12 protein-coding genes are annotated in these 19065 nt (G+C 61.2%); 6 read left to right on the top strand and 6 right to left on the bottom strand.

The window, feature by feature from the left end:
• Positions 1 to 66: 66 nt before the first annotated feature.
• The 3 genes from zipA to BLU52_RS07405 all read right to left on the bottom strand — a co-directional run bounded on the left by zipA (position 67) and on the right by BLU52_RS07405 (position 5305).
• Positions 67 to 930: a cell division protein ZipA gene (zipA, locus tag BLU52_RS07415; protein ID WP_090282571.1), complete on the bottom strand. Its 864-nt coding sequence runs from the start codon at positions 928 to 930 to the stop codon at positions 67 to 69.
• A 225-nt stretch (positions 931 to 1155) separates the two neighbouring features.
• On the bottom strand, positions 1156 to 4644 hold the full coding sequence (gene smc, locus BLU52_RS07410; protein ID WP_090282570.1) for a chromosome segregation protein SMC: 3489 nt from the start codon (positions 4642 to 4644) through the stop codon (positions 1156 to 1158).
• 1 nt (position 4645) lies between these two features.
• Complete coding sequence (locus BLU52_RS07405; protein WP_090282569.1) at positions 4646 to 5305, bottom strand: GntR family transcriptional regulator; 660 nt, start codon at positions 5303 to 5305, stop codon at positions 4646 to 4648.
• Between the two features lie 268 nt (positions 5306 to 5573).
• Between BLU52_RS07405 and xdhA the strand changes: the two genes are divergently transcribed.
• The 4 genes from xdhA (at position 5574) to guaD (ending at position 11831) form a co-directional block, all read left to right on the top strand.
• On the top strand, positions 5574 to 7028 hold the full coding sequence (gene xdhA, locus BLU52_RS07400) for a xanthine dehydrogenase small subunit (RefSeq protein ID WP_090282568.1): 1455 nt from the start codon (positions 5574 to 5576) through the stop codon (positions 7026 to 7028).
• The gene (gene xdhB, locus BLU52_RS07395) at positions 7021 to 9420 is read left to right on the top strand and encodes a xanthine dehydrogenase molybdopterin binding subunit (RefSeq protein WP_090282567.1); all 2400 of its coding nucleotides are present in this window, start codon (positions 7021 to 7023) and stop codon (positions 9418 to 9420) included. Before xdhA ends, xdhB begins: the two co-directional genes overlap by 8 nt.
• Before the next feature lie 235 nt (positions 9421 to 9655).
• Positions 9656 to 10513 carry a xanthine dehydrogenase accessory protein XdhC gene (xdhC, locus tag BLU52_RS07390; protein WP_090282566.1) on the top strand — a complete coding sequence of 286 codons (858 nt, stop codon included), beginning with the start codon at positions 9656 to 9658 and terminating at the stop codon, positions 10511 to 10513.
• Between the two features lie 13 nt (positions 10514 to 10526).
• Entirely contained in the window at positions 10527 to 11831 is a 1305-nt protein-coding gene (gene guaD, locus BLU52_RS07385) for a guanine deaminase (RefSeq protein ID WP_090282565.1), read from the top strand.
• A 185-nt stretch (positions 11832 to 12016) separates the two neighbouring features.
• Here guaD and BLU52_RS07380 read toward each other — a convergent pair whose 3' ends face one another.
• Complete coding sequence (locus BLU52_RS07380) at positions 12017 to 12781, bottom strand: GntR family transcriptional regulator (protein ID WP_039763010.1); 765 nt, start codon at positions 12779 to 12781, stop codon at positions 12017 to 12019.
• Positions 12782 to 13135: 354 nt separating this feature from the next.
• Between BLU52_RS07380 and BLU52_RS07375 the strand changes: the two genes are divergently transcribed.
• Positions 13136 to 14326, top strand: coding sequence for a benzoate/H(+) symporter BenE family transporter (locus BLU52_RS07375; protein WP_090282564.1), 1191 nt, complete (start codon positions 13136 to 13138; stop codon positions 14324 to 14326).
• Between the two features lie 184 nt (positions 14327 to 14510).
• Here BLU52_RS07375 and BLU52_RS07370 read toward each other — a convergent pair whose 3' ends face one another.
• The gene (locus BLU52_RS07370; RefSeq protein ID WP_016773843.1) at positions 14511 to 14855 is read right to left on the bottom strand and encodes a YggL family protein; all 345 of its coding nucleotides are present in this window, start codon (positions 14853 to 14855) and stop codon (positions 14511 to 14513) included.
• A gap of 233 nt (positions 14856 to 15088) precedes the next feature.
• Here BLU52_RS07370 and dacB point away from each other — a divergent pair, with 233 nt between their 5' ends.
• Positions 15089 to 16549, top strand: coding sequence for a D-alanyl-D-alanine carboxypeptidase/D-alanyl-D-alanine endopeptidase (gene dacB / locus BLU52_RS07365; protein ID WP_090282563.1), 1461 nt, complete (start codon positions 15089 to 15091; stop codon positions 16547 to 16549).
• Between the two features lie 127 nt (positions 16550 to 16676).
• Here the strand turns inward: dacB and BLU52_RS07360 are convergent, their stop codons facing one another.
• The gene (locus BLU52_RS07360; RefSeq protein ID WP_090282562.1) at positions 16677 to 19061 is read right to left on the bottom strand and encodes a sensor domain-containing diguanylate cyclase; all 2385 of its coding nucleotides are present in this window, start codon (positions 19059 to 19061) and stop codon (positions 16677 to 16679) included.
• Positions 19062 to 19065: the final 4 nt, after the last annotated feature.

Genomic DNA, 19065 nt, shown 5'->3' with positions numbered 1-19065 from the left:
AAAGAGCAGCCGAGGCTGCTCAATCATTCTGCCGATCGTCCCGTTAAACAGGAACAACCTTTTGTATCAACGCTTCTGGGTCAGGGCACGGCGCTCGAATTCGACGATGCGCTGGCGGTAGTGCTCGATGGTCTGCGCGGTCAGAACGCTGCGCTGGTCATCTTTCAATTCGCCATTGAGTTCCTGAGACAGCTTGCGGGCTGCGGCCACCATCACGTCGAAGGCTTGCTTCGGATGACGCGGGCCTGGCAGGCCGAGGAAGAAGCTCACCGCCGGGGTGCTGAAATGGTCGATGTCGTCCAGATCGAAAATGCCCGGTTTGACCGCATTGGCCATGGAGAACAGCACTTCACCGTTGCCAGCCATGCTTTCGTGACGATGGAAAATATCCATTTCGCCGAAACGCAGACCGCTTTCGAGGATGTTCTGCAACAGCGCCGGGCCTTTGAAGCCGGCTGGATCGCGGCAGATCACGCTGATGACCAGGACTTCTTCGGCTTGCGGCTGATCCTTGTCGGCCACGGCCGGCGAGGGCTTGCTGTCTTCAGCGAAATCGTCGTCACGGCTGTTGAAGCTCGGGCCACCGTCCAGATCGAGATCAAGGTTCAGATCGCCCTGTGCCGGGCCGTTGCTGCCACGCTTGCCACGTTTCGAGCCGGATTCGCGCGGCTCGCGTGCTTCACGGGCCGGCATGCTCACCGACGGCAGATCGTGCTCGTCCAGTTGCGGTTCCTTGTGCGTGTCCAGTACGCGGGCCGGGCCCAGCAGCTCGGCGCTGCTGTCCTCGTCCGGCAGGTTGGACAGACTTCGGTCAAGACGGAATTTCAGTTTTCCCTTGCCGCCGCGCATACGGCGCCAGCCATCGAAAAGAATACCGGCTATCACAATGATGCCGATGACGATCAGCCACTCGCGCAGACCGATTTCCATGTAATCCCGTGCCTCTATAAAAAATGCTGAAAAATAAGGGGTTTACATTGTGCAAACCGCTTTAAAACGTGGCGCCAACTCTATGTTCTGACAGGCGTTTTGCCCACGTATACGAAAAATTGACATTAAACTAGCACGATCAACGGCTTCGCAGCTACAAGCTTTAAGCGCCAAGCTGCAAGCCGTCCACTTGCAGCTCGGAGCTTGTAACTCGCAGCTGCGCCGCTAGGCGTCCACCATCGCCATCGCCTCCTCGACATCCACCGCCACCAGCCGCGAACAACCCGGCTCATGCATCGTCACGCCCATCAACTGTTCGGCCATTTCCATGGCGATCTTGTTGTGGGTGATATAGATGAACTGCACGGTCTGCGACATCTCTTTGACCAGGCGTGCGTAGCGTCCAACGTTAGCGTCATCCAGCGGTGCGTCAACTTCGTCGAGCATGCAGAACGGCGCCGGATTCAACTTGAAGATGGCAAAAACCAGGGCCAGTGCCGTCAGGGCTTTTTCGCCGCCGGAGAGCAAATGGATGGTGCTGTTCTTCTTTCCGGGCGGCTGCGCCATGATCGTCACCCCTGTATCGAGTAGATCTTCGCCCGTCAGTTCCAAATACGCGCGCCCGCCACCGAAAACTTTTGGGAAAAGCGCCTGTAAACCGCCGTTGATCTGATCAAAGGTATCCTTGAAACGGTTGCGGGTCTCCTTGTCGATCTTGCGAATGACGTTTTCCAGCGTCTCCAGCGCTTCGACCAGATCGGCATCCTGCGCATCCAGATAACGTTTACGCTCCGATTGTTGCGTGTATTCGTCGATGGCCGCGAGGTTGATCGCGCCCAGGCGCTGAATCCGCGCGTTGATGCGTTCGAGTTCTTCTTCGGCTTCGCGTTCACTGGCCTGTGCGGTCAATGTCGCGAGCACACCGTTGAGATCGTAGCCGTCTTCGAGCAACTGATCCTGCAAGGCCTTGCGCCGCACCGTCAGGGCCTGCCATTCCATGCGCTGCTGTTCGAGCTGGCCGCGAATCAGTTGGGATTGCTGTTCGGCCTGGGTACGGCGTTTTTCCGCGTCGCGCAGTTCGCGGTCGGCGTCTTCGAGGGCGATCTGTGCGGTCTTGAGTTCTTCGTCGACGGTCATGCGCTTGTCGAGCAGTTCTTCGAGTTTCAGGCGCAGCTCTTCCAGCGGCGCCTCGCCCTCCTCCAGATTCAGACTCAACTGCTCGCGTTTTTCGGTGAGGCGCTCGGCCTGCATTTCCAGACGCTCCAGCGCCTGGCGCGTGGAGTCGTGCTGCGCGCGCAACGAGCCGAGACGCACGGCCAATTGGTGCGCGTGATCCTTATGCTGGCGGGCCTCCTGACGCACCCGGTCGAGGCGCTCGCGCAGGCTGTCGCGCTGGGCCAGCAGCAACTCGCGCTGCTCGGTATCGAGTGCCATGGCATCCAGCGCTTCCTGCAATTGCATGCGCGCTTCGCCGACCTGCTCGTGCTCAAGCTCGCGCTGCTCGGCGAGCTCGACCAGCTCTTCATCGAGGCGCGTGCGACGCAAGGTCAGTTGCTCGGCCTTGGCTTTGCCGGCGGACAACTGCGCTTTCAATTCGCCTTGCTGACGGGCTTCGTCCTGCAGCAAACGGCGCAGATGCTCGCGACCGTTTTCCTGTTGACGCTGTTGCGCACGCAGGGTTTGCAGGCGCGCTTCCATGGCCTCGACCGTGGCTTCTTTCTCCTCGCGCTCGAGGTGCAGCGCTTCAATTTCTTGCCCACGGGCAAGCATGCCGCTTTCCGCTTCGCTGGCCCGGCGCACGCGCAAAAAGTGCCGACCGACCCAATAGCCATCGCGACTGATCAGACTTTCGCCAGCGCCCAACTGCCCGCGCAAGACCAAGGCCTGCTCGAGGCTGTCGACCGGTCTGACCTGACCGAGCCACGGCGACAGATCGATCTGCGCCTCGACTTTATCCAGCAGACTGCCGGCCACGCGCACGCCGTCGCTGGCCGGGCTGAGCAGGCGCAGATCGCCCTGGCTGAAACCGGACAAATCGAAGCCGCTGAAGTCATCGACCAGCACCGCTTGCAGATCGGCGCCCAGCACGGTTTCCACCGCCAGCTCCCAACCAGCCTCGACCTTTAGGCCTTCGGCCAGACGCGGGCGCTCGGTGAGGTAGTGTTCCTTCAGCCATTGAGCGGTGCCGGTGCCCGGATCAAGCGCTGCCTGTTGCAAGGCTTCAAGGGATGCGAGGCGACCGTTGAGTCGCTGCAGATCGCCCTGCGCCTGTTGCTGGGCGGTCAGTGCTTGCTGCAATTCCTGGCGCAGCTGTTCGAGTTTTTCGACCTGCGCTTCTTCGCTGGTCTGCAAATCTTCGAGAGTCGCTTCGGACTCGGCGAGCTGCTCGTTGAGCGCCATGATCGCCGCGTCTTCCGGGTCGGCGGACAGCAGCGCACGTTCTTCGCCAAGGCGTTTCTGCCGATCGGCCAAGCGCTCCATGCTCGCTTCGAGTTGCTGAATGCGCGACTGCTGCACTTCGGCCTGACGCCGCGGTTCGGCGGAGGTCAGATTGAACGCGTCCCACTGCTCCTGCCAGCCGTGCATCACGCTTTCGGAATCTTCCAGTGCGGCGGCGGCTTCTTCGGCGGCGGCGCTGGTGACTTCCTGCTCGGGCGTGAGCATGTCGAGCTCTTCGCCGAGGGTCAGCAGCAGCGTGCGGTCGTGGCCCAGGTGCGATTCGGTTTCCAGACGCGCGCGTTCGGCTTCTTTCAGGTCATCCTGCAACTGGCGCAGGCGTTGCTGGCCATGCTGGATACTCTGCTCGACCCGGGCGATGTCGCCGCCGACCGAATAGAACCGCCCCTGCACCAGATTGAAGCGCTCGGACAGATCGTGGTGGCCGTCGCGAAGGCGCTCGATGGCCGCGTCAGCGTTACGCTGCTCGGCGACCAACGCCTCGAAACTGATTTCCTGGGTGCCGATGATCGACTCGCGCTGGCCGACCTGCTCGTTCAGATCCTGCCAGCGCAGGGCCGACAGTTGCGCCTTGAGCTGGCGCTCCTCGGCCTTGAATTCCTGATACTTCTTTGCCGCTTCGGCCTGCCGGTGCAGGCGTTCGAGTTGACGCTCCAGTTCTTCGCGCAGGTCGGTCAGGCGCGCGAGGTTTTCGTGGGTGCGACGAATGCGGTTTTCAGTCTCGCGCCGACGCTCCTTGTACTTGGAAATACCGGCGGCCTCTTCGATGAAGTTGCGCAGGTCTTCGGGCTTGGACTCGATCAGCTTGGAGATCATCCCCTGCTCGATGATCGAGTAGCTGCGCGGGCCGAGGCCGGTGCCGAGGAAGATATCGGTGATGTCGCGACGCCGGCATTTAGTGCCGTTCAGATAATAAGTGGTCTGGCTGTCGCGGGTGACTTTGCGGCGAATGGAGATTTCCGCGTACGCAGCGTATTCGCCGAGCAGCGTGCTGTCGGAGTTGTCGAACACCAGTTCGATGCTCGCCTGGCTCACCGGCTTGCGGCTGGTCGAGCCGTTGAAGATGACGTCGGTCATCGACTCGCCGCGAAGGTTCTTCGCCGAACTTTCGCCCATCACCCAGCGTACGGCGTCGATGATGTTCGACTTGCCGCAACCGTTCGGCCCGACCACTGCCGCCATGTTGCTGGGGAAGTTCACCGTGGTCGGATCGACGAAGGATTTGAATCCCGCCAGTTTGATGCACTTGAGCCGCACGTCAGGCGACCGTCAGGACAGACACCACCAGATCGCAGCTGCGCTGGGCGTACGCCGTCAGCACGATGCGGATCTGCGGCAAATCACGGGCGAGTACGGCGGCGAGCAGGCGTTCGAACAGCTCGAGGAATTCGCTCATTTCTGCCTTGCGCTGTTCGAGGGCGAGAAAATACGCACGGCTCATCGCCGGTTGCAGGTTCTCAACGGTTTCCTGCAGATACGGGTTGTTGGCGAACGGATAAGCCGCGCGCATCACCGCGAAGCTGTCATCGACAAAGCTGCGGATATCGCCGCGTTCGTAATGCCCGGTCAGGCGCTGCTGGATCTGTACGAACGGCGCCATGTCCGACTGCACTTGCCAGCCATTGGCCACCGAATTGCCGAGCAGGATGTACAGCTCGCTCATCAGCGTGCACAGGCTCTGCACCTTGTGCGCAGTGAGTTCGGTGACGTGGGCGCCACGCCGCGGCAGGATCGCGATCAGGTGGCGGCGTTCGAGAATCAGCAAGGCTTCGCGGACCGAACCGCGACTGACGTTGAGCGCCAGTGTGACCTTCTGTTCCTGGATGCGCTCTCCCGGTTTCATTTCGCCACGAATGATGCGCTCGGCGAGGTGGTGAGCGATTTGCTCGGCGAGGCTGTCCGGCGCCTTGAACGTCATGGTTGTCCTTCAAACTCTATCGATCTGCACAAGCGGCGCAGTGTAGCGCAAATGGATGGTCATGGCGGAGTGCCCACTCGGCGGTTTTTGGCACGATTCCCGCAAAAAGGCGCAGTGACCGATGTGGGTCAATACTGAATAGACACGTTGTTGATCGGCGAAACCGATTTTCCTGACCTTTAAGTCAGAAAACCATTGACCGAAAAGTCAGACCTGCTAAATTCGGTTCACGTCGGTTAACAACAATAATGAGTCTGCGAGGCCTTCCGTGATCCAGTTTTTACTTAACCAGGAACTCCGTAGCGAGCACGCCCTGGACCCGAATCTGACTGTGCTCAATTACCTGCGCGAACATGTCGGCAAGCCTGGCACCAAAGAAGGTTGCGCCAGCGGTGACTGCGGCGCGTGCACCGTGGTGGTCGGCGAGTTGCAGACGGATGACGCCGGGCGTGAGCACATTCGTTATCGCAGCCTCAATTCCTGCCTGACCTTCGTCTCGTCGCTGCACGGCAAACAACTGATCAGCGTTGAAGACCTCAAACACAAGGGCGAGCTGCACAGCGTCCAGCAAGCGATGGTCGAGTGCCACGGCTCGCAGTGCGGCTTCTGCACCCCCGGTTTCGTCATGTCGCTGTTCGCCCTGCAAAAGAACAGCGACGCCCCGGATCACGCCAAGGCCCACGAAGCGCTGGCCGGCAACCTCTGCCGCTGCACCGGCTACCGGCCAATTCTGGCGGCGGCAAAGCAATCGTGCTGCGGCAAACAGCCCGACCAGTTCGACGCCCGCGAAGCCGAAACCATTGCCCGCCTCAAAGCCATCGCCCCGACCGATATCGGCGAACTCAACAGCGGCGACAAGCGCTGCCTGGTGCCGCTGACCGTGGCCGATCTGGCCGACCTCTACGACGCTTATCCACAAGCGCGCCTGCTCGCCGGCGGGACCGACCTGGCCTTGGAAGTGACGCAGTTTCACCGCACCTTGCCGGTGATGATCTACGTCGGCAACGTCGCGGAAATGAAGCGCATCGAAACCTTCGAAGACCGTATCGAAATCGGCGCCGCCACTGCCCTCTCCGACTGCTACGAAGCGCTGAAGGCCGAATACCCGGACTTCGGCGAACTGCTGCAGCGCTTCGCTTCCCTGCAGATCCGCAATCAGGGCACGCTCGGCGGCAACATCGGCAACGCCTCGCCGATCGGTGATTCGCCACCGCTGCTGATCGCCCTCGGCGCGCAGATCGTGCTGTGCAAAGGCGAAACCCGCCGCACGCTGAACCTGGAAGATTACTTCATCGATTACCGCGTCACGGCCCGTCAGGAAAGTGAGTTCATCGAGAAAATCATCGTCCCGCGCGCCAGCGCCGAGCAGTTGTTCCGTGCCTATAAAGTGTCGAAGCGTCTGGACGACGACATTTCCGCCGTCTGCGCCGCGTTCAATCTGCGCGTGGAAAACGGCGTGATCGCCGACGCCCGCGTCGCCTTCGGCGGCATGGCGGCGATCCCGAAACGCGCCGCGCATTGCGAGGCCGTGTTGCTCGGTCAGCCGTTCAATAACGCCGTGATCGAACGTGCCTGCGCCGCGCTGGCCGAGGACTTCACGCCGCTGAGCGACTTCCGCGCGAGCAAGGAATATCGCCTGTTCAGCGCGCAGAATCTGCTGCGCAAATACTTCATCGAACTGCAAACACCGCACATCGAGACTCGGGTGACCGCTTATGTCTAACCATCACGGCGTAGAGAAAACTCAAGCTGAACTGGCTGAACTGTTCGCCAGGGACCTGACCACCGGCGTCGGCCGCAGCGTCAAGCACGACAGCGCCGCCAAGCATGTGTCCGGTGAAGCGCAGTACATCGATGATCGTCTGGAATTTCCGAACCAGTTGCACCTGTACGCCCGTCTGTCGGACCGCGCCCACGCGAAAATCCTCAGCATCGACACCCAGCCCTGCTACGCCTTCGACGGCGTGCGCATCGTCATCACCCACGAAGACGTGCCGGGCCTGAAAGACATCGGCCCGTTGCTGCCGGGCGATCCGCTGCTGGCCATCGACGATGTGCAGTTCGTCGGGCAACCGGTGCTCGCCGTCGCGGCGAAAGACCTGGAAACCGCACGTAAAGCGGCGATGGCCGCGATCATCGAATACGAAGACCTGGAGCCAGTGCTCGACGTGGTCGACGCCTTGCGCAAACGCCACTTCGTGCTCGACAGCCACACCCACCAGCGTGGCGATTCAGCGTCCGCTCTGGCCAGCGCCGAACATCGCATCCAAGGCACGCTGCACATCGGCGGACAGGAACACTTTTATCTGGAGACGCAGATCTCCTCGGTGATGCCCACCGAAGACGGCGGCATGATCGTCTACTGCTCGACACAGAACCCCACCGAAGTGCAGAAACTGGTCGCCGAAGTGCTCGATGTGTCGATGAACAAAATCGTCGTCGACATGCGCCGCATGGGCGGTGGTTTCGGCGGCAAGGAAACCCAGGCCGCGAGCCCCGCGTGCCTGTGCGCCGTGGTCGCGCACCTCACCGGCCAGCCGACCAAGATGCGCCTGCCGCGTGTCGAAGACATGCTGATGACTGGCAAGCGCCACCCGTTCTACGTCGAGTATGACGTCGGCTTCGACAGCAGCGGCCGCCTGCACGGGATCAACATGGACCTGGCCGGCAACTGCGGCTGCTCGCCGGACCTGTCGGCGTCGATCGTTGACCGCGCGATGTTCCACTCGGACAACTCCTATTACCTCGGCGATGCGACCATCAACGGTCACCGCTGCAAGACCAACACCGCGTCGAACACCGCCTATCGCGGTTTCGGCGGCCCGCAAGGCATGGTCGCCATCGAAGAAGTGATGGACGCGATTGCCCGCCATCTCAACCTCGACCCGCTGGCGGTGCGCAAGGCCAACTATTACGGCAAGACCGAACGCAACGTCACCCACTACTACCAGACCGTCGAGCACAACATGCTCGAGGAAATGACCGCCGAACTGGAAGCAAGCAGCCAGTACGCCGAGCGCCGCGAAGCGATCCGTCGCTACAACGCCAACAGCCCGATCCTGAAAAAGGGTCTGGCGCTGACGCCGGTGAAATTCGGCATTTCCTTCACCGCCAGCTTCCTCAATCAGGCCGGCGCGCTGATCCACATTTACACCGACGGCAGCATCCATCTGAACCACGGCGGCACGGAGATGGGCCAAGGCCTGAACACCAAAGTCGCCCAGGTCGTGGCTGAAGTGTTCCAGGTGGACATCGACCGCGTGCAGATCACCGCGACCAATACCGACAAGGTGCCAAACACCTCGCCGACCGCCGCTTCCAGCGGTGCCGATCTCAACGGCAAAGCGGCGCAGAACGCGGCGCAAACCATCAAGCAACGTCTGGTCGAATTCGCTGCGCGGCATTTCAAGGTCAGCGAAGAAGACGTCGAGTTCCGCAACGGCCATGTGCGCGTGCGTGAGCACATTCTGACCTTCGAAGCGCTGATCCAGCAGGCGTATTTCAATCAGGTGTCGCTGTCGAGCACCGGCTTCTACAAGACCCCGAAAATCTACTACGACCGCAGTCAGGCCCGTGGTCGTCCGTTCTACTACTTCGCCTTCGGCGCGGCGTGCTGCGAAGTGATCGTCGACACCCTGACCGGCGAGTACAAGATGCTGCGCACCGACATCCTGCACGACGTCGGCGCCTCGCTGAACCCGTCGATCGACATCGGTCAGGTCGAGGGCGGTTTCGTACAGGGCATGGGCTGGCTGACCATGGAAGAGCTGGTCTGGAACAACAAGGGCAAGCTGATGACCAACGGCCCGGCCAGTTACAAGATCCCCGCAGTGGCGGACATGCCGCTGGACCTGCGGGTGAAGCTGGTGGAAAACCGCAAGAACCCGGAAGACACGGTGTTCCATTCCAAGGCTGTCGGTGAACCGCCGTTCATGCTCGGGATTGCCGCCTGGTGCGCGATCAAGGATGCGGTGGCGAGCCTGGGTGACTACAAGCATCAGCCAAAAATCGACGCACCGGCGACCCCGGAGCGGGTGTTGTGGGGGTGTGAGCAGATGCGCCAGCTCAAAGCGGTGAAAGCTGTCGAAGCTGAAACCGAGCTGGCTCCGCTCTAGGACCGAGGCGCGGCTATCGCGAGCAGGCTCACTCCCACAGGGGAACGCATTCCAAATGTAGGAGTGAGCCTGCTCGCGATGAGGCCCGAACAGACAACGAAGATGTTGATGATCGTTCCCACGCTCCGCGTGGGAATGCAGCCCGCGACGCTCTGCGTCGCTCCCTGAACAGCGGACGCGGAGCGTCCAGTGATGCATTCCCACGCAGAGCGTGGGAATGATCTGAGAGGTGTTTATGTACAACTGGATCGACGCCCTCGCCGACCTGCAGAACCAGGGCGAACCCTGTGTGCTGGTGACGATCATCGAAGAGCTCGGCTCGACGCCACGCAATGCCGGCTCAAAAATGGTCGTCAGCGCCCACCGGATGTTCGACACCATCGGTGGCGGGCACCTGGAATACAAGGCCATGCAGATCGCCCGCGACATGCTCGCCAGCGGCAAGCAGGACACCCATCTGGAGCGTTTCAGCCTCGGTGCCAGCCTCGGCCAGTGCTGCGGCGGCGCGACGGTGTTGCTGTTCGAACCGATGGGCCAGGTGCAGGCGCAAATCGCCGTATTCGGCGCCGGCCACGTCGGTCGCGCCCTGGTGCCGCTGCTCGCCAGCCTGCCCTGCCGGGTGCGCTGGATCGATTCGCGCGAGGCGGAATTCCCTGAGCACATCCCCCACGGCGTGCGTAAAATCGTCAGCGAAGAGCCAGTGGATGAAATCGATGATCTGCCCGCCGGCAGCTATTGCATCGTCATGACCCACAACCATCAGCTCGACCTGGAACTCACCGCCGCCATTCTCAAACGCAACGACTTCGCCTGGTTCGGCTTGATCGGCTCGAAGAACAAACGCGTCAAGTTCGAACATCGCCTGCGTGATCGTGGCTTCGACCCCAGCGTGGTGCAACGCATGCGCTGCCCGATGGGCATCAGCGAAGTCAAAGGCAAACTGCCGGTGGAGATCGCCATTTCCATCGCCGGCGAGATCATCGCCACCTACAACGCCAATTTCGGCCAGCACAGCGCCAGCGCCGAACCGATTGCCCGATTGCTGCCGGCCTCGCGCCGCAGCCAGTCCGCCAAACTCAAAGCCTCAAACTGATTAGAGAACCCTCATGCCTCTGACTCGCAAAGCCTACCGCGCCGCCATCCTGCACAGCATTGCCGACCCCGCCGAAGTCGGCATCGAAGCCTCCTGCGAATATTTCGAGGACGGCCTGCTGGTGGTCGATGGCGGTAAGATCAGTGCCCTCGGCCACGCCAGCGACCTGCTGCCGACCCTGCCGGCGGACATTGAAATCAAGCATTATCAGGACGCGCTGATCACCCCGGGCTTTATCGACACCCACATTCACCTGCCGCAAACCGGCATGGTCGGCTCCTACGGCGAGCAATTGCTCGATTGGCTCAACACCTACACCTTCCCCTGCGAAAGCCAGTTCGGCGACAAGGCCCACGCCGACGAGGTCGCGGACATTTTCATCAAGGAACTGCTGCGCAACGGCACCACCACCGCACTGGTGTTCGGCAGCGTGCACCCGCAATCGGTGAACTCGTTTTTTGAAGCAGCCGAGAAACTCGACCTGCGGATGATCGCCGGCAAGGTGATGATGGACCGCAACGCCCCGGATTATCTGGTCGACACCGCCGAATCGAGCTATGTCGAGAGCAAGGCGCTGATCGAGCGCTGGCACGGCAAGGGCCGCCTGCACTATGCGGTGACGCCACGCTTCGCGCCGACCAGCACCCCGGAACAACTGACCCTCGCCGGGCAACTGCTGACCGAATACCCGGACTTGTACATGCAAACCCACATCAGCGAGAACCTCAAGGAAATCGAGTGGGTCAAGGAGCTGTTCCCGGAACGCAAAGGTTACCTCGACGTTTACGATCACTATCAGCTGCTCGGCGAGCGCTCGGTGTTCGCCCATGGCGTGCACCTGTGCGATGAAGAATGCGCGCGGCTGGCGGAAACCGGCTCGGCGATCTCGTTCTGCCCGACGTCCAACCTGTTCCTCGGCAGCGGCCTGTTCAACCTGCCGATGGCGGAAAAGCACAAGCTCAATGTCGGCCTCGGTACGGATGTCGGCGGCGGTACCAGCTTCTCGCTGCTGCAGACGCTCAACGAAGCGTACAAGGTGATGCAACTGCAGGGCGCGCGGCTGAGCCCGTTCAAGTCGCTGTATCTGGCGACGCTGGGCGGTGCGCGGGCGCTGCGTCTGGAGGATAAAATCGGCAACCTGCAACCGGGCTCCGATGCGGATTTCCTGGTGCTGGATTACAACGCTACGCCGCTGCTGAGCTACCGGTTGAAGCAGTCCAATAACATTGCCGAAACGTTGTTTGTACTGATGACGCTGGGGGATGACCGCACGGTGGCGCAGACGTATGCGGCGGGGACTTTGGTGCATCAGCGTTAAGCTTTCCCAAGACATAAAAAATCCCCCGGTACTTTTCAGTTCAGGGGATTTATTATTGCCTGTCAGATTGCTATCGCGAGCAGGCTCACTCCTACAGTTGATCTTTGTTGTTCACACATTTTGTGGCCACTGAAGATCCAATGTAGGAGTGAGCCTGCTCGCGATGGGGCCAACTCGGTGTCAGCTCAGAGCTTGGCGCTCGAGCGTCCCGGCTTCTTGGTCTGCAACAAATGCGAGAACACCGCATGCAGGTCATCCGACGCGCCTTCCTCGTCGAGGTTGAGCTTGCTGTCGATGTGATCCATGTGATGCATCATCAGGTTTACCGCCAGTTCACCGTCGCGTTTTTCGATGGCGTCGATCAATTGGGTGTGTTCGTCGTACGAACAGTGCGAACGGTTGCCGCTTTCATACTGGGCAATGATCAGCGAAGTCTGCGAGACCAGGCTGCGCTGGAAACTGATCAACGGCGCGTTCATCGCCGCTTCCGCCAGTTTCAGGTGAAATTCGCCCGAGAGACGAATACCGGCACCGCGATCGCCGCGCGAGAAGCTGTCGCGTTCGTCATTGACCATTTGTCGCAATTCGGCGATCTGCTCGGCCGTGGCGTGCTGCACGGCCAGTTCAGTGATCGCACGCTCGACCAGGCGGCGCGCGAGAAACACCTGACGCGCTTCTTCAACGCTCGGACTGGCGACCACCGCGCCACGGTTGGGCCGCAACAACACCACGCCTTCATGGGCCAGACGCGACAGCGCGCGGCGAATGATGGTGCGGCTGACCCCGAAGATTTCCCCCAGCGCTTCTTCGCTCAACTTGGTGCCGGGCGCCAGACGCTGCTCGAGGATCGCCTCGAAGATATGCGCGTAGACAATATCGTCCTGGGTTCCGCTGCGCCCGGCTTTGCCTGCTCGCGGTTGTTTCTTGAGGGGTTGCAACTGTTCGTTCATGGGCACTCGGGTCGGAAGAACTGCGGCGAATAGACCGTGACTGTAATACGGCACAGTAGGTCGCTGGCAAGTATCGCGTAAAAAACAGCGCGATTGTACACAATGAATGGTGGCAACACGACTGTACGGCTGTTTGTGCGTTCGGCTGTATTGCAACGATCCCTCGGGTTTGAGTTTAGGCTTGATCGCAGAATCCGCCTTCAACGCTAACCCCCTGTAGGCCTTCGCCTGCTCGCGATAGCGGTAGGTCAGTCAATTAATGGTTGAATGACACAACGCTATCGCGAGCAGGCGAAGGCCTACAGGATCTGTGTTGTGGCGGGGATCTCCATTGGTATAAGGAACACCATCGTCATGACTGACGCCACCCACGCCCGCCTGCGTCCCCTCGCCGACACCACACCGTCCGCCATCGTCGCCGGCTTCATTGCGATGATGACCGGTTACACCAGCTCCCTGGTGCTGATGTTCCAGGCCGGACAAGCGGCGGGTCTGACCAGCGGGCAGATTTCCTCGTGGATCTGGGCGATCTCGATCGGCATGGCGGTGTGTTCGATCGGCCTGTCGCTGCGCTATCGCACGCCGATCACCATCGCCTGGTCGACGCCCGGCGCCGCACTGTTGATCACCAGCCTCGGCGGTGTGAGCTACGGCGAGGCGATCGGTGCCTACATCACCTGCGCAGTGCTGGTGACCCTCTGCGGCTTGACCGGCAGCTTCGAACGGCTGGTGAAGAAGATCCCCGCCTCACTGGCCGCGGCATTGCTGGCCGGCATCCTGTTCAAGATCGGCAGCGAAATCTTCGTCGCCGCGCAGCACCGTACCGGGCTGGTGCTGGGGATGTTCTTCACCTATCTGCTGATCAAACGGCTGTCGCCACGCTATGCGGTACTCGCCGCCCTGTTGGTCGGCACCGCGCTGTCAGGCGTCATGGGCCTGCTCGACTTCAGCGCCTTCCACCTGGAAGTCGCCACCCCGGTCTGGACCACGCCGCACTTTTCACTGGCCGCGACCATCAGCATTGGCATCCCGCTGTTCGTGGTGGCCATGACCTCACAGAACATGCCCGGCGTCGCCGTCCTGCGCGCCGACGGCTACACCGTCCCGGCCTCGCCGCTCATCACCACCACCGGCATCGCCTCGCTGCTGCTGGCGCCGTTCGGCTCGCACGGCATCAACCTTGCCGCCATCAGCGCGGCCATCTGCACCGGCCCGCACGCCCACGAAGATCGCAACAAACGTTATACCGCTGCCGTCTGGTGCGGGATTTTCTACGGAATCGCCGGGGTGTTCGGCGCGACGTTGGCGGCACTGTTTGCCGCGCTGCCGAAAGAGCTGGTGCTGTCGATTGCTGCATTGGCGCTGTTTGGGTCGATCATCAACGGCTTGAGCATTGCCATGACCGAGGTGAAAGAACGTGAGGCGGCGCTGATTACCTTTATGGTTACGGCGTCGGGGTTGACGTTGTTTTCGATTGGTTCTGCGTTTTGGGGGATTGTGGCGGGGGTGCTGACGCTGGTGATCCTCAATTGGCGCAAAGCTTAAGATCAAAAACCCCTCACCCTAACCCTCTCCCAAAGGGAGAGGGAACTGACTGCGCCCAGATAGGCCCCCTCTCCCTCTGGGAGAGGGCTGGGGTGAGGGTCTGGCTCAGCGCTGAACCCAAGCCGAACCCCCAAACCCCAGACGAAAAAAAACGGCGACCCTCAGGCCGCCGTTCTTTTCAGTATCACTTGGCCGCGTTGATCGGCTTTTCCGGATACCACACGTCCAGCAACGGGCTGACTTCGTACTTGGTCAGCTCGGAGCGGTTTTTCAGCCAGGCTTCAACGGCAGCGCGCTGCTCTTCGTTGACCGAGCCGCGCTTCTGCAGGCACACCAGACCGAAGTCATCGCCGCCGACATAACCCAGACCGTTGGCTTCCATGGCTTCTTTGATGAATGCTTCGAGGAAAGCGTCAATGGCTTCTTCGGACAAGTCTTCTTTGAAGTCCAGGTTCAGTTCGAAACCCAGCTCTTGAAATTCATCAACGCACAGTTTTTTGCGCAGACGCTGGGAACGGTTAGTCGCCATTGGAACAATCCTCTTAAGTAATAACGGCCGGCACTTTACCAGTTTAAGCCGGCGATTGCCCGACTCTCTGGCCTCTGTGGCCGACCGCCTGTAAAAAATAACGATTTGCAACGCCCCGACAAGGCACAAGCTGTTACAGCTTGGGGCATAATGCCGACACTTTCATGACCACTGAGGGCTTTTTCATCCATGCCCTCGTTTATTTCCCCCTCGGCTGTAGGGTTTTATTTCATATGATCAAATCGTTGCGTCCATTGCTTCTCGCCGGCCTTCTTCTGCCGCTGGCCCTGCCTGTTTCCGCTGCCACCATCAACACCGCCCTTACCCCCAACGTCGAAAAAGCCCTCAAGGCCAGCAAACTGCAGCCCAGCGCCCTGTCGCTGGTGATGGTGCCGCTGGAAGGCCCGGGCACGCCGACCGTGTTCAACGCCGACGTGTCGGTGAACCCGGCTTCGACGATGAAACTGGTGACCACTTATGCGGCGCTGGAAATGCTCGGCCCCAACCACCAGTGGAAAACCGAGTTCTACACCGACGGCGACCTGAGCGGCGGCATTCTCAACGGCAACCTCTACCTCAAGGGTGGCGGCGATCCAAAGCTGAACATGGAAAAGCTCTGGCTGCTGATGCGCGACCTGCGCGCCAATGGCGTGACCCAGATCACCGGGGATCTGGTGCTCGACCGCAACTTCTTCATTCAGCCGCAACTGCCGGAATTCAACGACGATGGCAATGACGACAACAAGCCGTTCCTGGTCAAGCCGGACTCGTTGCTGGTCAACCTCAAGGCGCTGCGCTTCGTCGCGCGCAACGACGGTGGCCGTGTGCTGATTTCGGTTGAACCGCCGATCGCCAGCATCCATATCCAGAACACCGTCAAGGCGCTGCCGTCCAAGCAGTGCACCGGCGGCGTGCGTTACAACCCGGTGCCGCAGGCTGACGGCAGCGTCAACGTGACCGTCGCCGGGCAGTTGGGCGAAGGCTGCAGCTCGCAGACCTACCTGTCGCTGCTCGACCACGCGACCTACACCGCTGGTGCCGTGCGCGCGATCTGGAAAGAACTGGGTGGCAGCATTCAGGGCCAGGATCGTCTCGCTTCAACGCCGAGCAATGCCAAGCTGCTGGCGCGCGCCTACTCGCCGGACCTCGCCGAGATCATCCGCGACATCAACAAATACAGTAACAACACCATGGCCCAGCAGCTGTTCCTCAGCCTCGGTCAGCGTTTCCGCAACGAAGCCGACGGTGACGACGCCAAAGCCGCGCAACGTGTAGTACGCCAGTGGCTGGCGAAGAAGGGCATCACCGCGCCGCATCTGGTGATGGAGAACGGCTCCGGCCTGTCCCGCGCCGAACGCGTCAGCGCCCGTGAAATGGCGAGCATGCTGCAAGCCGCATGGCACAGCCCGTATGCCGCCGAATACATCAGCTCGATGCCGATCGCCGGTACCGACGGCACCATGCGCAAACGCCTGAAGACCACCGCCATGCGCGGTGAAGCGCACATCAAGACCGGTACGTTGAACACCGTGCGGGCGATTGCCGGGTTCAGCCGGGATGTGAATGGCAACACCTGGGCGGTGGTGGCGATCCTGAATGACAAGGCACCGTTCGGCGCATCGTCGGTGCTCGATCAGGTGCTGCTGGACCTGTACAAACAGCCGAAACTGCCGCAGACCGCTTCGGTCCTCTGACCAACACATAACCCCTGTGGGAGCCAGCCTGCTGGCGATAGCGGAGGGTCAGTCACCTGAGATAGTGACTGACACAATGCAATCGCTAGCAGGCTAGCTCCCACAGGTTATTGTGTTGGCTTCCATATCAAACGGACTGACGCTCAACCCGATCCCGACCGTTCTGCTTCGCTGCATACACGCCCGAGTCAGCGCGCAGCAGCAACGCATCCGCGCCCTCCCCCGGTCGCCAGCTGGCGATGCCGAAACTCGCCGTGACCACGCCGACCACGTCCACCGGTGCACTGCGCAGGCCTTCCCACAGCTCCATGGCCAGCATATAGGCGTGTTCGCCGTCGATGTCCGGGCACAGCACCATGAACTCCTCGCCGCCCAGACGGCAGAACACATCGGTGCGGCGCAGGCGATGGCCGATCCGCTCGCACACGGCTTGCAACACCCGGTCGCCCACGGCGTGGCCGTAGTGGTCGTTGATCCGTTTGAAGTGGTCGATGTCGAGCATGATCACCGACAATTCGCCACCGCCGCGCTCGACCCGCGCCATTTCAGTGGTCAGGCGCTCCTGGAAGTAGCGGCGGTTGTGAATGCCGGTCAGCGAGTCGGTGATCGACAACGCGCGCAGTTCTTCTTCTACGCGTTTGAGGTCGGAGATGTCCGAGATGTAGCCGTGCCACAACACGCCCCCACCCGGCTGCTCCTCCGGCGTCGCTTCACCTCGCACCCAGCGCAGGCCGCGCTCGGGCAGTTGTACGCGGTATTCCTCGCGCCACGGACTGAGGCTTTCGGCCGAGGCGCGGATTGACGAGCGTACGCGGGTCACGTCTTGCGGATGAATCCGGGTGAAAATCGCCTCGGCGTTGAACAGCAGCACGTCCGGCTCCAGCTCGTAGATCTCGCGGATACCGTCGCTGGCATAGATCACGCTGAAGCGTCCATCAAATTCCATCTTGAACTGGTAGATGCCTCCGGGCACATGGGCGCTGAGCTTCTTTAGCAGCACATCGCGCGCCGCCAGCACTTCGTGCACGCGTTTGCGCTCGGTGATGTCGATGCAGATCGCCAGATGCCCGACCCACAAACCTTGTTCATCAAGCACCGGGGTGGCGAGCATGTTGACCGGCAGGTGACTGCCGTCGCTGCGCACCAGCGTCCATTCGCGGGCTTCATGGCCACCGACTTCGCCGCCCTCGACCAGCATCGCATGGCAGGTCGGAATGCTTTTGCCGTAGCGCGCACTCAGCTCGGCCGCGCGGGCGGCCAGTTCGCGGGGCAGGTGCAGGTTTTCCAGGGTCATGCGCCCGACGACTTCGCTACTGCTGTAGCCGAGCATCTGCTCGGCGCCGGGGTTGAACGTATTGATCACACCGCGCAAGTCCGTGGCGATGATTGCCACCTGGGTCGCTGCGTTGAGCACGCCGCGCAGCTGGCCGTGGGTGCCGCGCAGTTCCTGTTCGCTGGCATGCAGCTCCTGGGTGCGCAGTTCAACCAGACGCAAGGCGCGCTGGCGCTGGCTGACCAGCACATAAAGCAGCGCGCTGAGCAAAAGACTGAGCAAACTGCCCAGCACAACCACGCTGCTGACGGACGAGTGATTAGCCTGCATGAACCCTTCGCTCGGCAGGATATCGACCTGATAGTCGTGGTCGGCCATGCGCACCAGTCGCGTGGCCGCCAGATCGCTCGGCACCGCTTGATTGCTCGACTCGAACAGCACCTCATGCTGGTCATGGGTCGACAGATCGATAATGCGCACCGAGAGATAATCATGCAGCGCATCCGGCAAGCCGTCGGCGAGCAACTGGCGCATGCTGATCACCGCCATCACATAGCCGAACGGCTGTGCCTCGTCTGGGCGAATCACCGGTGCCAGCAGCAACACCCCGCGCGCATACGACGGTTCTATCCCGACCAGATGCATCGGTTGCGACACCACCAGGCTGCGCAGCCGGTCGGCACGTTGCAGGGTTTCGCGGCGCAATGGCTGAGCGAGCAAGTCATAGCCCAGCGGCGCCGGCAGGCGACTCTGCGTCTGGGTGTACAGCACCGGCACGTATTCATCGCGCGGCGCGGCCAGTTGCAGTTCGCCGTTTGCGTCCAGTTCGCGGATGTTGAACGTGCTCAGGCCTTCATCACGCGCGCGTTGCTCGAACAGCGCACGTTCGGCGCCGCTGATTCTGGGGGCATAGGTATAGGCTTGAGTGCGCAGCAATAACGGTCGGGAGTAACCGTCGAATTCGGCGCGGGACACTGATTCGGAATTGGCGAAGAACCGCCGCAGGCTATCGAGGCGTTGTTCCTGATCCTGAAAGCGCTCTTCGATACGGCTGTAGCGCTCGTTGGCCAGCAACTGGAAGCGCTGACGCAGTTGCTGCTGAAACTGGTTGTAACTGGCCCAGGCGAGCAACCCCGTGAGAATTCCGCCGGCGAGCAATACCAGCATCGCGACCAGCCAGGCCGAGACGTCTTCACTGATAAAGCCCAGTATCTTCGGGCGCACGGGGTGCAACGACATAAAG

The organism is Pseudomonas granadensis (assembly GCF_900105485.1).
GTDB lineage: Bacteria > Pseudomonadota > Gammaproteobacteria > Pseudomonadales > Pseudomonadaceae > Aquipseudomonas > Aquipseudomonas granadensis.
The sequence above is the reverse complement of the archived record's forward strand: the minus strand, read 5'-3'. Positions and strand labels throughout refer to the sequence as shown.